This is a genomic window from Bradyrhizobium sp. STM 3561 (assembly GCF_045571455.1).
GTDB classification, from domain to species: domain Bacteria; phylum Pseudomonadota; class Alphaproteobacteria; order Rhizobiales; family Xanthobacteraceae; genus Bradyrhizobium; species Bradyrhizobium vignae.
Genome location: NZ_CP120695.1, coordinates 5,421,922 through 5,435,889 on the forward strand (window position 1 = coordinate 5,421,922; position 13,968 = coordinate 5,435,889).

The window sequence follows — 13,968 nt, forward strand, 5'->3', positions numbered from 1 at the left end:
AGGAGCACATCGCACTACGCCTGGCTATGCCGGCGTGTGTACGGTCATCATGGAGAAGCAAGATCTCGGAGGGGGATGCCGAATGTTGCGGGTACGATTTTCGGCACCCCTTGGAGTCTGCGCTACTCTGCCCTGCGTCCGGGCCGCAGGAGTTTGCGGTAACCACCGCGCATCAACGCGACGCCGCCTTGCACCAGGCGGATTGCTCGATTGCGCAGGTCATGCGTCTTCCAGGCGCGATCGGGGATTCGCTTTTTGCCGAACAGCGCTTCGGCGATAACGCGATAGCTGCCGCCGGCGCTATGCGCATCGAGCGCGCGGATCGCCACGCTCAGGCGTTCGCGCCGCTGTCTGGATAACTGGTGAAAGGCTGGACCGGGCGGGGGTCCGTTCATCGCGCGCCACAGCCGGCGGGCTGCATACGCACGCGCGTCGAAATCGCCATCAAATGGCAATTCGGCTGCGTATGACGCGCCGAGCACCGGCGGCTCTTTGGACCAGACACGGTGATCTACCGCACCGACGCGCAGCACGATGCCAGCCGTCTGCGGCGCGGCGCACTTGGCCAGCTTTAACTCGAGCAGTGGGAGACTGCCGAGCCGATATCGGCCGTCAAGGCAACCGGCACCGGAACGACCGCCGCTAGAACCTCGGGCGCCCAATATTTGGTGACCGCGCTTCTTTTGGCGCTTGGTCCCGACCCGCCGCGCTGTTTCGCCGGCGCGGCCAATGTCGGCAAAGTTGCCGGAAATCACGCCGCGCTCACGAGCAGCATCGACCAGCGACAGGAGCCTCGGTGAGCGAGGGTCGATCGGGTGAAGGCGATGGCCGAACCGGGCAAGATTTTTCCGTGTGCCTCGACGAAGGCGGCGATACCAGCCTGCGTCGCCGCTACAAGCGCCGTACCTTCACTCATCCGTCGAGCGATGTCGGCGTACAGCTCCATGCATTGTTGGCCGGCGCCTCCATGGACGTCATCGAGCAAATTGATGGCCGACGCCATTGCTCCATTGAGCGGCAAGCCGCAGGTGATGGACATGCGGCCGACCGCGATCGAGGGCGCTTGCGGTCCGTGATCGACCGCAGCCACAAGAGCGGCTTCAAGCAGAGCGGCATGATCGGGCGACGGGAGGTCGCCGCGCAACAGAAGCCATATCATCTGCGGAAAGCTGACCGAGCCGATCAGCTGCTCGATCGAAAAGCCACGAAAGCGGATGACGCCCGGCTTCATGTCGATAATGTCGGTCGACCACCAATTTGTTGCCTCGATCAGGAGATCGGCGGGATTGGATTCGGGCATGACCAGGATTTCCTTTTCAAGCGACGCGGACCACGCCGCGGTCCGCCATTTCGTCGATCTGGGCGCGCGTGTAGCCGAGCCGTTCGAGCCATGTCGCCGTGTCGGCGCCGAGCAGCGGGGGAGCGGACGGTTTGGGAAAGCCTTCGTCTAGAAGGAAGCGTGGGCGCGTCACCCGTAGCTGTTGCCCTTCGGTCGGTCCGAGAGGCAGGTTCTCGACGAGCCGGCGTTCGACCAGTTGCGGCTGCTGCAGTGCGTCCTGGACTGAGAGCACGCACCCCGCGGGAACGCCGGCGGCGTTGAAAATCTCCTCCCATTCCTCGGCGGATTTCGACTTAAGCGCCTTGTTGATCTCGTCGCTCAGGGCTGCGCGATGCAGGTTGCGCGTGTGGCGTTCACTGAACCGCTCCTCGCTCAGGAGATCGGGTCGTCCGATCAGCTGGCAGAGCTTCTCGAATTGCTTCTGCTCGTTGGCGGAAATGTTGAGCGGACCGGTCTTCGTCTTGAACGTGCCGGATGGCGCCGCCGTGAAATTCTCGTTCCCCATTGGCTCGGGGAGGATGCCGGCGTTGAGGTGGTTAGAGACTACCCAGCCCATTGCCGCCAGAGTCGATTCCAGGAGCGACACATCGATGAACCGACCGCGGCCCGTCGAACGCTGCGCGACCAGCGCCGCCGAGATTGCGAAGGCTGCTGTGATACCGGCCATGGTGTCGGAGATCGGAAAGCCGGTGCGCAACGGCGCTGATCGGTGATCGCCGGTTACGCTCATCGCGCCCGAGACACCTTGCACGATCTGGTCGTAGGCGGACCGGTTTGCCCAGGGGCCTTCCTGACCGAAGCCGGATATGGCGCAGTAGATCAGCCGGGGATTGCGCTTCGCGAGAACCGCATAGCCGGGGCCGAGCCGCTCCATCACTTTGGGCCGGAAGTTCTCGAGCAGCACGTCGGCCTGATCGACAAGTCGAAGGAATGCATCCCGACCCTCCGGCGATTTCAAGTCGATCGCGATCGATTGTTTACAGGCATTCACCGCAACGAAGTACAGGCCGAACAGGCGCTGTGCCATCGTCGGATCTGCCCCGAGATGGCGAGCCAGATCGCCGCCCTTCGGATTTTCGTCTTGATCACTTCGGCGCCGAGCCGCGCCAAGTTGTAGCCACAGAAGGGTCCAGCGAGCACGTTGGACAGATCGAGGACCCGTACGCCCTCAAGCGGCAAACTCATGGCGATCTCCGTAAGACGTTCAACCCTCGTTCTGTCTGACAGAGCGTTATTCTATTGTGCAGACCTCACGCCCGAGTTCAATGCATGAGTCAAGGCAGTTCTATTGTGAAGAACCCAATACAGGTGGGCTTGCAGGTTGATTTTTGAATTCGCGCGAACTAAGTTCTGTAAAACAGAACCTGTAAGGCGATTTTTGATGACCAGGGACGGCGCGGAGTCGGTCGAGCGCGCACTCAACATCTTGCGCGCCTTCTCCGAAACGCGCCGACAGATGAGCCTGACAGAAATCTCGCAAAGCACCGGCTTGTATAAGAGCACGGTCTTGCGTTTGACCGCATCGCTCGAAGCCTGCGGCTTCGTGCAGAGAGGAGAGGACAAGCTCTACCGGCTCGGACCGGAGTTGTGGCGTCTTGGAGCAATTTACCGGCGCGGCCTCGACCTCGGCGAGTTCATCCGGCCGGTTCTGCGCCGCCTCGTCGATATGACCCAGGAGAGCGCCTCGTTCTATGTCCGCGACGGCGACGAGCGCATCTGCCTGTATCGCCAGAATTCGCCGCGCGCGGTTCGACACCATCTTGAAGAGGGAGAACGGCTCCCGCTCGATCGCGGGGCCGCGGGGCGCGTTCTGCGCGCCTACACGGCGCCGAAGTGGCCGCCAGGAGCGCAGATTCGAGAGGACGGCTTCTATATCTCGTTGGGTGAGCGCGACGCAGACGTCGCCGCCGCTTCGGTGCCGGTCATCGACAATGCAGGCCGGTTGCGCGGCGCCTTGTCTGTATCCGATTTGAGAAGCCGTTTCGATACCAAGGCGCAACACCTGGCGATCCAAGCCATGAAGATGGAGGCTGCGCGACTAGCTGACCACCTGCCTGCATCTGACTGAGTCCGGCGAACAAGCGGCAGATGTCGCGTTAGGGTCACAATGCGAAAAAACTCAGATTGAGCAAATCTGGTCCGCTCTGTTGCGATGAGCGGCGCCCGGGAGACAGAGCGCAGTTTCGTGGATGGGCCAGGCAGCTGCGAATGGCGTTACGCTCTGGGCAGGCTTTTAGCTATGAAACCCCGTCCGATTTGGTCGGACGGGGCTTGATGGGGGCGTTCTTACTCGCCGGTCTTGCGCGGCCGCGACCAGAGCAGGGTGTAGCCTTCACCGCCCTCTTCGTCGAACAGGTTCGCGTAGATCGGCGCGTTGAACGAAGGGTCGTCGAGCTTGAGCGAGAGGTAGTCGCGGCCTTCCTCGGAACGCTTCGACCAGGCTGCGCCGATCTCCGCCCGGCCCACATAAATGCGGTGGCTGGGCGCGTTGTCATTGGAGCGGTTGGTCTCGGCGACGATGCGGACGCCCTTGGCCTTCAGGCTCAGGGTGGCGATCTCGCCCTGGAATTCGTTGCCGACCTTCTTGAAAGAACCGATGTTAGCCATGTCACTTCTCCTGTTGTGTTTCGAGCCCGCGACCACCGCAGCCTCGATGGCGATCTAGGGCCGAGGACGATCGGCGACGCACCCGGTCGGGCCGTAGCGCAGCGGAGGACGTCGTTGTGGCGACTTTCTTGTCTCGCGAGGAATGGGCGAAGCCCAGGGGAAGAAAGTCGCATCAACGGCGTTGCGGCTCAGACGATCGAGGCGAAGCCGGTCTTCGGCCAGATCAAGCCATCAACGAGGCCACGTGCGTCCGCGTGCTGAACCACAATCTTACGGAGAAGCGTGGCTATCTCGGTTTTGATGAACAAGCGGTCGAAACGATTTGGCGCAGAAAGAGAAACAATCTGCTGCAAAGGGCGGAATCGTCTCCCCAAGAACGGATCGAGATAAAACCGCTCCGACGCGGCTGTGTGGGCCAGACCGAATGCCGGCAGCTTGATCGAGGTGTTCCGAGGAGGACGGCCCTTCCCGCGCTCAGGTTTCGATCAGCCTTCCTTTAACGCGCCGATCTACGCGCACCTGTTCGACGGAGGGCGGAAAACGGTCAGCCCCTCGGGCCATGCGGCCATAAGAACGCGTTAGGACGGGTTCTCCACCACCTCACCCGGCTCGAACGGGCGGGGCTTCGCCAACACCATCAAGCGCGTCCATGACGTAAGGCCAATGCAAACTGCGCCCAGGCAAGCGAAGACGTCACGCCCAGCGAGTGAAGGCGCTCCGATCTGGGACAGGGCGAATACCACATGATAGCCGGCGACGGCGGCGGGGACCGCGAATGCTGTCGCGATCGCGATACGCAAGGCGGAAGACCGAGTAGCAGCAAAGGCGACCTGGCCTAGCACGAGCGTCAGCGTACCGCCGGCCGTTGCGATAAGCGGGGTGCCAACGAGGCCGGCGCCGCGCTGATACGCCGTGATCCCGATACTCAGTGCGACGAAAAATGGCAATGCATACACAGCGAGCGTAAAGATCGCCCAGCAGAACAAGCCGATGCCGAGTGTGTTGAGAACAAGCCCAATAGCGAGCAAGGTGGTGGCTCCATGTGCATAGATGTACTGGTCGCGCCTTCCACCACCACCACGGCGCAACTCTGGATATGAGACCGAAACGAGGCGGAGTTGCGGCGCGAGCAATTTCGCTTCGATGGAAATCGAGAAGACGGCGCTCACGCGCAGCCGAACCTCCAGACGGGGATGCCGAGGCGCTTCGCCTTATCGGCAAGGTTGTCCTGAATTCCCGTGCCCGGGAAGTGCATGACGCCGATCGGCAGGAGTTCGAGCATGGCGTCGTTGCGCTTGAACGGTGCGGCCTTGGCATGCTTCGTCCAGTCTGGCTTGAAGGCGATCTGAGGTACCTTGCGGGTGGTCGCCCATTTCGAGGCTATCAGTTCAGCGCCCTTCGGGGAGCCACCATGGAGCAGGACCATGTCGGAATGCTTGGCATGAACCTTGTCGAGGCGGTCCCAGATGAGGTTGTGGTCGTTAAAGTCGAGCCCTCCGGTGAGCGCGATCTTCGGCCCAGCGGGCAGCATGACCTCGGTCTCGGCGCGGCGCTTCGCCGCGATGAAGTCGCGGGAGTCGATCATCGCTGCGGTCAGCGTACGATGGTTCACCAGCGTTCCCGATCGGGGGCGCCAGAATGAGCCGGTGTGCGTCTCGAAGCGCTCGATGGCCCGATCACGGAAGAGCTCCAGGCAGTCGCGCCGCTCGATCAATGTGATGCCTTCCGCCGTCACGCGCTCGAGTTCGACGGATCGAACTTCGGAGCCGTCCTGCTCGCGCTGGCTCTTCTGCTGCGCCTGTTCGTTGTCGTCAAGTTGACGCCCGATGCGGTCGACGGCTCGGTGGAACAGGTTGACAGTAGACCAGAGCAGATCGTCAAGGTCCGGCTCGAGCCGCGTGTCGCTCAACGTGGCGACCAGGGCATCGAAGATGTCAGCGACGGCACCGGTAATGATCCTGGCCTCGGGAAGCGGCCGTGGATCGGGCTGGTCGTCGAAGGGGCGGTAACCGAAGAGCTGCAATTCGGTAAGAACATGTTCGGTCGGAGATGCGGCGTGCGGCGGTTCGATGTCGTCGTGGTCGGTCATGGAGGCGATCCTTTGCCGGATCGGCCGCGACCATCGCGGCCTTCGTGGCGATCACTCAGACGGCAGGCGGAACGGGCCAGAACCCGGAGCAGAGCGGAGGGCCGAAGCGCCGCGGAGGATGGCAAAGGCCGGCTATTTTGCTTCGCGATGCAAAGCGCGCCGCTCAGACGGCTAATCGCCGGCGCGCGGCGGAAAATAGCCGGACGCAGCCATTGCCGGCCCGAGCCGCTTGCCGTCCGATCGCCCTCTAGAAGGCCGTGGTCGCGTCCTCTTCCGGCAGTGGCCTTGCTATGACCGAGCTGTCGACCCCGATGGAAGCGCCGGGGCTATTCCGCGGCTACCGTCGGAGAATGCAGGAAGCGCGCGACGTCCTCTGGTACGAGTTGAAGCCGCAAGCGTACTCGGATGGCATCGATCCCGAAGAGGTGCAGATCTTCGTTGAAGTCCCCCAGCCGGGGCGACAGCGGGATCGCTTCAACGCCGACGGCTTCCGCTCGCTGCGTGAGAATCGCCTGTACGGCATCTCCGGCAGCATCGTCATCGCGGGCGATATAGAGCCGACGCAGGCCAGACGGCAGCAACATGGCTGCGAGGTGATTGGCCGAAAGCGCAGCCGCCATGGGCAAGGTCGGCAGTGCGTAACGCAGTGACAGCATGGTCTCGATCCCCTCGCCGGCAGCAAGTACGTCATCGACCACGCCGAAATGAACGGCGTTGCCCAGAAGGTCGCCCATTGCGCGTCGTGGTGTGTCGATCGGAGCCTTGCCGAGCCGCACGCGATCAAAGCCGTCTGGATCTAGCCAGGTGCGATGCACGCCGGTGATCCGTCCCTCGAGGTCCGTGACAGAGCCTATCATCGCCGGCCAGGTTTCGGTCGGCAAATGCTCGTCCGGCCGATAGTAGCAACGCGGGTGGAAGCGGAGGCTGCCACCATGGTGGATGCGGGCTATTCCGCGACGCTGCAAGTACGTTTCAGCCGCCGTCCCCTCGATCGGACTGGATATCGCAAAGAGCCGACGAGCGGCTTCCTGCGATCCGGCCGGCACTACTGGACGAATAGGTTTCTGAGCTGGTTGCTGTTCAGAAAGCGGTAGCTTCAGAAAGCGCCTCGCCTCCTCAGCGACCTCGCGAAAGTCTCGCAAGGCCAGACTTTCGCGGATGATGTCGAGGAGATCGCCATGTTCTCCGGTCGCGGCGTCGGTCCATTTCCCAGCGGGTCCCTTCGGCGATTCCTGGAGCCGTACGAACAACGAGCGGCCCGGCGTGTTGTGGACGTCGCCGACCAGCCAGTACCGCCCCGCTCGCCTGCCATTGGAGAGATAGTGTCGGCACACCGCCTCGGCCTCGCGCGAGAGGCGGCGTGCCAGTTCGGAAGCATCGCGGGACATCACGCCGCCTCCCGATCACTGATGCGCGCAACCGGATAGCTGTCGAGTACATTCGACAGGATCTCGACACCGCTCGCGTCCGTGGGCACGAACATGCGCAGCTTCCAGGAGATGATCTCCCCAAAGAGGCCGTAAGCACGGAGGCGATCGCGCATCGTGTCTTTGAATCCCGACAGCTCGATGCGATACGCGCCCATCACCCGGACGCGGCGAAGCTGGAGCCCCTCCGCAAGATCGAGGACGGTCCGTCCCTCCATCAGCGCGGCAAAGGCAGCGCCTGGTGTCAGCGCAGGCGCGTCCGTTGCAAGGACGCTTTCAACCCACGCCGCGGAAACCTTGCGTCCGATGATGCGTTCGCCCGCATCGGTCTGGAGCCGATAGACGCGGGTTGATTCGTTCGGCAGCCGCTTCCAGATCGGGAGCAGCAAGCCCGCCACGACGTGGATCGTGATTTCCGTGAACTCGGGCACCTCCGCAAGTTCCGCCAGCCAGGCCGAGGCAAAGCGTTCACGATCCGCTTCGTCCCAATGGCTTTCTGCCATTATGCTTAGGGCGACCCGGTGCTGCTCCATCGGCCGGATCAGACGGACGCGCCGCTCGATCTCGCCATCATCGAGCATGACGCTCGCCGCAGGGACCTGCACGGCGGCTCGTCCCGAGCGCTCATTGACGAGCAGGACGGCCTGACGATCGGAAAGACGTGCAAGAGCGTCATCCAGACTCACCGGATGATTGCGCTGCCGCTGGGCGACCGTGAGCAGCCGGGTCTCGGCGCCGGTGCCAGGATGGTCATAGATCGTCCGCCGGTCGGCGACGACGAAGCTTTCAGCGCGGAGCGTTTCCAGGCCGACGTCGTAGGTACCCGACGCGACCGCGCCCTCGATCCGAGCGGTCAACAGCTGCTCGAAGGCGGTGAACAGCACATTCTGTAGATCGATAGTGAGTGCCAACAATCTGTTGAGGAAGGTGGTGATCGGCGGCAGGTCATCCCTCAGCCCATTGGCATCCATGAGCTTCAGGCCGGTCGCATCCTCGAACCGTTCGAGCGAACAGCCATCGACTTTGCCTCGCACAAGCAGCGTATAGAGCTGACGCAGCGCGTCACGCCCGTACTGGCTTTCGAGATTGTCCTCGGGCCGGAACAGGCCCTGCCCTCCTGTCTGGCGCTGGCCGCGCGTAATGGCCCCTAACGTGTCGAGCCGTCGAGCAATGGTGCTGAGAAAGCGCTTTTCGGCTTTCACGTCGGTCGCAATGGGACGGAACAGCGGCGGCTGCGCCTGATTGGTCCGGTTTGTGCGGCCGAGCCCCTGAATCGCGGCGTCGGCCTTCCAGCCGGGCTCGAGCAAATAATGGACCCGCAAGCGGCGATTCCGGGCCGAGAGCTCGGCATGGTAGCTCCTCCCCGTGCCGCCTGCGTCGGAGAACACGAGGATACGCTTGAGGTCGTCCATGAAGGCCGATGTCTCAGCGAGATTGGCCGAACCGGCTCGGTTTTCGACCACCAACCGATCGCCCTTACGAATGATGCGGCGCGAGCGGCCGGTCACTTCGGCGACGATGTCGGTGCCGAATTGCTGCACGATTTGATCCAGCGCGCCGGGGACCGGAGGCAGCGAGGCGAGTTTCTCGATGAGGCGGCCGCGTCGTGCGACGGCTTCCCGGCTCTCGACCGGCTGGCCATCGCGATAGACAGGCCGAGAGCAGAGGTTGCCCTCAGAGTCGGCGAATGGTTCGTAGAGCTGGACCGGGAAGGAATGGGCGAGATAGTCGAGCACATACTCGCGCGGGGTGATGTCGACCTGAACGTCGCGCCAGTCTTCGGTCGGGATCTCGGCGAGCCGGCGCTCCATCAGCGCTTCGCCCGTTGAAACAATCTGGATGACAGCGGCGTGGCCGGCGGCGAGATCGCGGTCGATCGACCGGATGAGCGACGGCGTCTTCATTGAGGTCAGCAAATGGCCAAAGAAGCGCTGTTTGGCGCTTTCAAAGGCGGATCGGGCCGCGGATTTCGCCTGCCCGTTCAGCGTTCCGGTTTCGCCGGTGATGTTGGCGGCCCGCATCGCCGCGTCGAGGTTGTTATGGATGATGCTGAACGCATCTGCATAGGCGTCGTAGACGCGAACCTGCTCCGGCGTAAGCTGATGCTCGACGAGGTCGTATTCGACGCCTTCATAGGAAAGCGAGCGGGCCGCGTAGAGGCCGAGCGCCTTCAGGTCACGCGCGAGCACCTCCATGGCCGCGACTCCACCCTCCTCGATCGCTTCGACGAATTCGGCGCGTGTGGCGAACGGGAAGTCGGAGCCGCCCCAAAGACCGAGGCGTTGGGCATAAGCGAGGTTGTGGACCGTGGTTGCGCCCGTCGCCGATACATAAACGACGCGAGCATTCGGCAGCGCGTGCTGGAGCCTCAAGCCCGCGCGCCCCTGCTGAGAGGCCGCCTGGTCGCCGCGCTCGCCCTTGCCCCCGACCGCATTCTGCATGGCGTGGCTCTCGTCGAAGACGATCACTCCGTCGAAATCGGCGCCCAACCATTCAACGATCTGTCTGACACGCGAAAGCTTTTCGCCACGCTCGTCGGTCCGTAGCGTAGCGTAGGTGGTAAATAGGACGCCTTCCGAGAGCCGGATCGGGGTACCCTGGCGAAACCGCGAAAGCGGCGTAACAAGCAATCGCTCCATGCCCAGCGCGGACCAGTCGCGCTGCGCATCTTCAATCAGCTTGTCGGACTTGCTGATCCAGACCGCACGACGACGGCCCTTGAGCCAGTTGTCGAGCAGGATCCCCGCGACCTGCCGCCCCTTGCCCGCCCCGGTGCCATCGCCCAAAAACCAGCCGCGGCGAAAGCGGACGGCATTTTCCGCGTCATCGCGCGCGGCGGCCATAACATCAAAGGTTGCGTCGACCGTCCAGGAGCCCGCGAGAAACTCAGAATGCGCCTCACCTGCATAGATGATGCTCTCGAGCTGGGCATTCGATAGAACTCCGTCTGCCATAACATTGGCCGGCAGGTGCGGACGATAGGAAGGCTTCGGTGGCGCAACGGAAGCCATCGCCGCGGATTGCACGAGTTTGGTCGGGTGTGCGCACGATCCAGGAATACGGATCGACTGCAATCCGTACTCCTCGTAAAGCGCATCGGTGATCCGGGTGCCTTCCGGCGGCGACCATTCGACCGTTTCGTACGTAAGTTCGACGCCTTCTGGCGCGGCGCCTGTCGCAGACGATGAGCGCGTTGCAACAGCGCTGGTCGACCGGGACATATTTGGCCACCGGATAGCGGAGATCTCCGATGGCGTGGCGACAGGCGTCCTTGTAGGCACATGCTTGGCCACCCAATCAAGCAAGGTAGCGACGTCGGCCGCCATGCCCGGCGAGGCAGGAAAAGCCGTCGGATCGGCAGCGGGCAGCTTGTCGATCACAAGCAGCCTCGTATCCGTCTGAGTGCCATGCTTGGCGTAGATGGCGCCCTCGATCGCCGCAGAAAACACCAATCGCCCGCGTCCCTGGAGCCGCACAAAGGCATCTCGCCATGCCGGGTTATCGGGCGCGAAGCTTGCGCCAGTGATGGCGACGAGGCGCCCACCATCGCAAAGACGCGCGAGCGCCGAAGCGATGTGCCGGAGGGTCGCATCCGCCATCCGTCGATCGACATTCGCCAGGGCCGAGAACGGCGGGTTCATCAGGACGACGCTCGGCACCACACTTGCGTCGAGGTGATCATCGATCTGCGCAGCATCGAACCGCGTGACCTTAACGCCCGCGAACAGATGATCGAGCAACGCCGCACGGGGCTCGGCCAACTCGTTCAACACCAAGGCGCCGCCGGCGAGCTCGGCAAAGATGGCGAGCAAACCGGTGCCCGCCGATGGCTCGAGAACACGATCGGCGGGCGTAATGCCGGCTGCGGCGCATGCCGCCAGCCCGAGCGGGATGGGCGTCGAGAATTGCTGAAGCGCCTGGCTGTCCTCGGAACGCCGCGTGTGGGTCGGCAGACAACTCGCGATCTTCGCGAGCATCGGCAGCATTGCTGCCGTCGAGCCAGCCTTGGCCCGCATGGCCGGGCCGAATTTGCGAAGGAACAGAACTGTTGCCGCCTCGCAGACGTCATAGGCGGTCTTCCAGTTCCAGGCGCCGGCCGTGTCCGGGGCGCTGAAGGCAGGCTCCACAGCGGTACGCAGAACAGCGGCATCGATGCGACGGCCGCGTTCGAGCTCGGTCAGGACCTGTCGCGCGGCCCTAATAGCGGCAGAGGTGAGATTTGCAGTGGCACGCATCGAGAGCGGCGCGGCGGCGCCGCCGGCAAGAGATTCGGTCATGGCAGGATGTCTCAGGAGAGAGCAGGAATGGGTCGAACCATCAGGCGCTCTCCTTTGACCCCGACGGCTCAAACCCTTTCCGGCCCGACTCTCACTCTCTGCCGTTCCCAATAAGAATGGGGACCAGCGCTGCGCACCGGTCCGCAAGCAACCGCGGGGCGGCCGGAGCCGTCCCGCTCTGTGATGTCACTCAGCCGCGTCGAGCTGTTGCGGATCTTCGTCGCTGCCGTTTTCGGGATCCTCCTCATGGGCGAGGAATTCGGGCAGCGAGCCCGCTTCGTCCTCCTGCTCCACCGGCGCCACATCGGGATCGATGAGACGCAGCGGCTCCGGCAACCAACCCGAGCCATCCAGAAGACGCTCGGCCTCCTTGGCCATGTCGGCCTTCTTCAGATGGTCGACCAGTTGTGCCGACGACTCGCCCCTGGCTTCCCGCACGGCCTCGAGAATGCGCGGCTTGGTGACCCGGCCGATGTTGTCGACGGTCGGTCGCCAGCCAGCCTGCACCATGTCGAGCCCGACCGCGCGCGCCAGCACATTCGCTTGATCGAGACGCGTGCGGACACCATGAGCGGAGACACGGCCCTGATTGTAGCGGTTGGCCGGCTCATAGACGGCGTTGACCGCAAATGACGCACAGTGGGCGAACAGGGATGCTTGTGCGCCGCCGTCGAGAGCCGTCAGCGCATCCCAAAGATCGTTTTCGCTCTTCGGCAATCGAGCCCTCCAAGCCTCATGCCGCACCTCGAGAGCCTTCGCAGACGCGCTTTCCCTCAGCCCAGGAGCTTGAGCTGGAAAGGTCGGTGTGCGAAGGCCGATTTCCAGACAGCTCCCCGATGACGCGAACCTGTAAAAGGCCGTCAGCACGAAGTTATGCAGCACCGCCTGGAACGGACCGCAGGATTTTCTGCCAGCGCATCCCGCAATGCTAGCGTACGATGCGCCGTCATCTCAGTGATCAGCCGATCCGGCAGAGGCTTGGCCGCGTCTTCATCGTCCTCGGCATCGGGAGCACTACCCGGGACCGCGATGACCGTGCGCTGGACGGAAGCGCTAGGCTCCTGCCCTCCGATCGACGACGGATCGGCGGTCTGCCCGACATCAGGATGGGTTACCGGCATCTCGTCCTCCGGCCGGGCGTAACCTCGATCCACGGAGAGGCGCCCATCGGAATCGATGCTGATGAAGACACCTGCTCGGGCGATCTCCGCCGGATCGTAGAGCATCGGCCGGTCTTCGAACGCCGTCAATGCCGACTCGATTTCGCCGAGACGCTGATCGACCTCTTCGGGCAACTCGTCCCCATCCTGGTAGTCGGTTTCAGCTTGGCCTGCTCGGCGTTCAGTGCATCGATGGTGGCCTGCTCCTCAGGCGAGAGATTGACAGGCTTGCCTTCGATCTTCCGTAGGACTTGAGTGTGACCGTAGGAGAAGTCTACGGCGACCGATATCCACTTCGGCGGCAATCGTCTCAGCCTCGGCCTTGAGCTTTTCGGTTACGAGGCGGTCGAGCAGCACGACGTCCTGAAGCCAGCCGCCGTCGTCGTGCTCGAACAGATCCCGCAGAACGCCGCCACCCGCGTGCTGATAGGCATCAAGGCCCACAAATTGGGCGCGGCGATCGGACCCGCGTACGGTGTTCTCGGTGAGCAAGCGCCGGATCTGGTAAGGCTCGTCATAGCCGGAACGGCTGACATTCTGCCAGGGTTCACGAACTGGCGCGCGGCAATGTCTTCCTCGCTCATGCCGAGATCGCGCAGTGTCTGGAAGGCCCGAAACTGATCAAGCGGATGCAGGCCGACCCGCTCATCGTTCTCCCCCACCGAATCGTCCGCGGCGATACCCGCTTCACGCACAACGCACGGCACCGCCTGCGTCTTTGACATGCGTTTTTGTTTCATCAGGAGCTCGAGAGCGCGATAGCGCCTGCCGCCCGCTGGCACCTCGAACATGCCGGTCTCGTTGCCATCTGCATCAACAACGGCCCGGACACTCAGACTTTGCAGAAGCGTACGCTGCGCGATGCTCTCGGCTAGCTGCTCGATCGAGACAACGGCCTTGACGCGGCGAACGTTCGACTGGCTGAGCACGAGTTTGCGGAAGGGGATGTCCCGGGAAGGCGACAGCGTGATCTTTTGGACGGCTTTCGTCATTTTGGCTCTCCACGACGGGCGGCCGTGAGACTCTCTCTCGGCTTCCAACCCGTCGCGAACAGCCTCCCCTCCTCTCA

General features: G+C 63.2%; 11 protein-coding genes and 1 pseudogene. 1 reads left to right on the forward strand and 11 read right to left on the reverse strand.

Features of this window, described 5'->3' with window-relative positions:
* Positions 1-122 precede the first annotated feature (122 nt).
* Genes P6U28_RS25665 through P6U28_RS25680 form a run of 4 tightly spaced genes read right to left on the reverse strand, consistent with a single transcriptional unit; the run spans position 123 to position 2,524 of the window.
* On the reverse strand, positions 123-755 hold the full coding sequence (locus tag P6U28_RS25665; RefSeq protein ID WP_407120201.1) for a DUF2285 domain-containing protein: 633 nt from the start codon (positions 753-755) through the stop codon (positions 123-125).
* Positions 752-1,300 carry a citrate/2-methylcitrate synthase gene (locus P6U28_RS25670; protein ID WP_407120202.1) on the reverse strand — a complete coding sequence of 183 codons (549 nt, stop codon included), beginning with the start codon at positions 1,298-1,300 and terminating at the stop codon, positions 752-754. The genes P6U28_RS25665 and P6U28_RS25670 overlap by 4 nt, the downstream gene beginning before the upstream one ends.
* 16 nt (positions 1,301-1,316) lie before the next feature.
* Positions 1,317-2,366: a CaiB/BaiF CoA transferase family protein gene (locus tag P6U28_RS25675; protein ID WP_407120203.1), complete on the reverse strand. Its 1,050-nt coding sequence runs from the start codon at positions 2,364-2,366 to the stop codon at positions 1,317-1,319.
* Positions 2,327-2,524, reverse strand: a complete 198-nt coding sequence (locus P6U28_RS25680) for a CoA transferase (protein WP_283809939.1) — start codon at positions 2,522-2,524, stop codon at positions 2,327-2,329. Before P6U28_RS25680 ends, P6U28_RS25675 begins: the two co-directional genes overlap by 40 nt.
* 196 nt (positions 2,525-2,720) lie before the next feature.
* Here P6U28_RS25680 and P6U28_RS25685 point away from each other — a divergent pair, with 196 nt between their 5' ends.
* Positions 2,721-3,407 (forward strand): IclR family transcriptional regulator, encoded by a 687-nt coding sequence (locus P6U28_RS25685; RefSeq protein WP_407120204.1) that lies wholly within the window; start codon positions 2,721-2,723, stop codon positions 3,405-3,407.
* 218 nt (positions 3,408-3,625) lie between these two features.
* Here P6U28_RS25685 and P6U28_RS25690 read toward each other — a convergent pair whose 3' ends face one another.
* From P6U28_RS25690 to P6U28_RS25720, 7 genes and pseudogenes are all read right to left on the reverse strand, one after another.
* On the reverse strand, positions 3,626-3,946 hold the full coding sequence (locus P6U28_RS25690) for a DUF736 domain-containing protein (protein WP_129145587.1): 321 nt from the start codon (positions 3,944-3,946) through the stop codon (positions 3,626-3,628).
* 188 nt (positions 3,947-4,134) lie between these two features.
* Positions 4,135-4,299: a hypothetical protein gene (locus tag P6U28_RS25695; RefSeq protein ID WP_164937178.1), complete on the reverse strand. Its 165-nt coding sequence runs from the start codon at positions 4,297-4,299 to the stop codon at positions 4,135-4,137.
* A gap of 225 nt (positions 4,300-4,524) precedes the next feature.
* On the reverse strand, positions 4,525-5,115 hold the full coding sequence (locus P6U28_RS25700; protein ID WP_407120205.1) for a hypothetical protein: 591 nt from the start codon (positions 5,113-5,115) through the stop codon (positions 4,525-4,527).
* Entirely contained in the window at positions 5,112-6,035 is a 924-nt protein-coding gene (locus tag P6U28_RS25705) for a DUF2493 domain-containing protein (protein WP_407120206.1), read from the reverse strand. Before P6U28_RS25705 ends, P6U28_RS25700 begins: the two co-directional genes overlap by 4 nt.
* 326 nt (positions 6,036-6,361) lie before the next feature.
* The gene (locus tag P6U28_RS25710; RefSeq protein ID WP_407120207.1) at positions 6,362-7,423 is read right to left on the reverse strand and encodes a toprim domain-containing protein; all 1,062 of its coding nucleotides are present in this window, start codon (positions 7,421-7,423) and stop codon (positions 6,362-6,364) included.
* Complete coding sequence (locus tag P6U28_RS25715) at positions 7,423-11,739, reverse strand: strawberry notch-like NTP hydrolase domain-containing protein (RefSeq protein ID WP_407123119.1); 4,317 nt, start codon at positions 11,737-11,739, stop codon at positions 7,423-7,425. The genes P6U28_RS25710 and P6U28_RS25715 overlap by 1 nt, the downstream gene beginning before the upstream one ends.
* A gap of 186 nt (positions 11,740-11,925) precedes the next feature.
* A pseudogene (locus tag P6U28_RS25720) lies at positions 11,926-13,891 on the reverse strand (ParB/RepB/Spo0J family partition protein).
* Between the last annotated feature and the right edge of the window lie 77 nt (positions 13,892-13,968).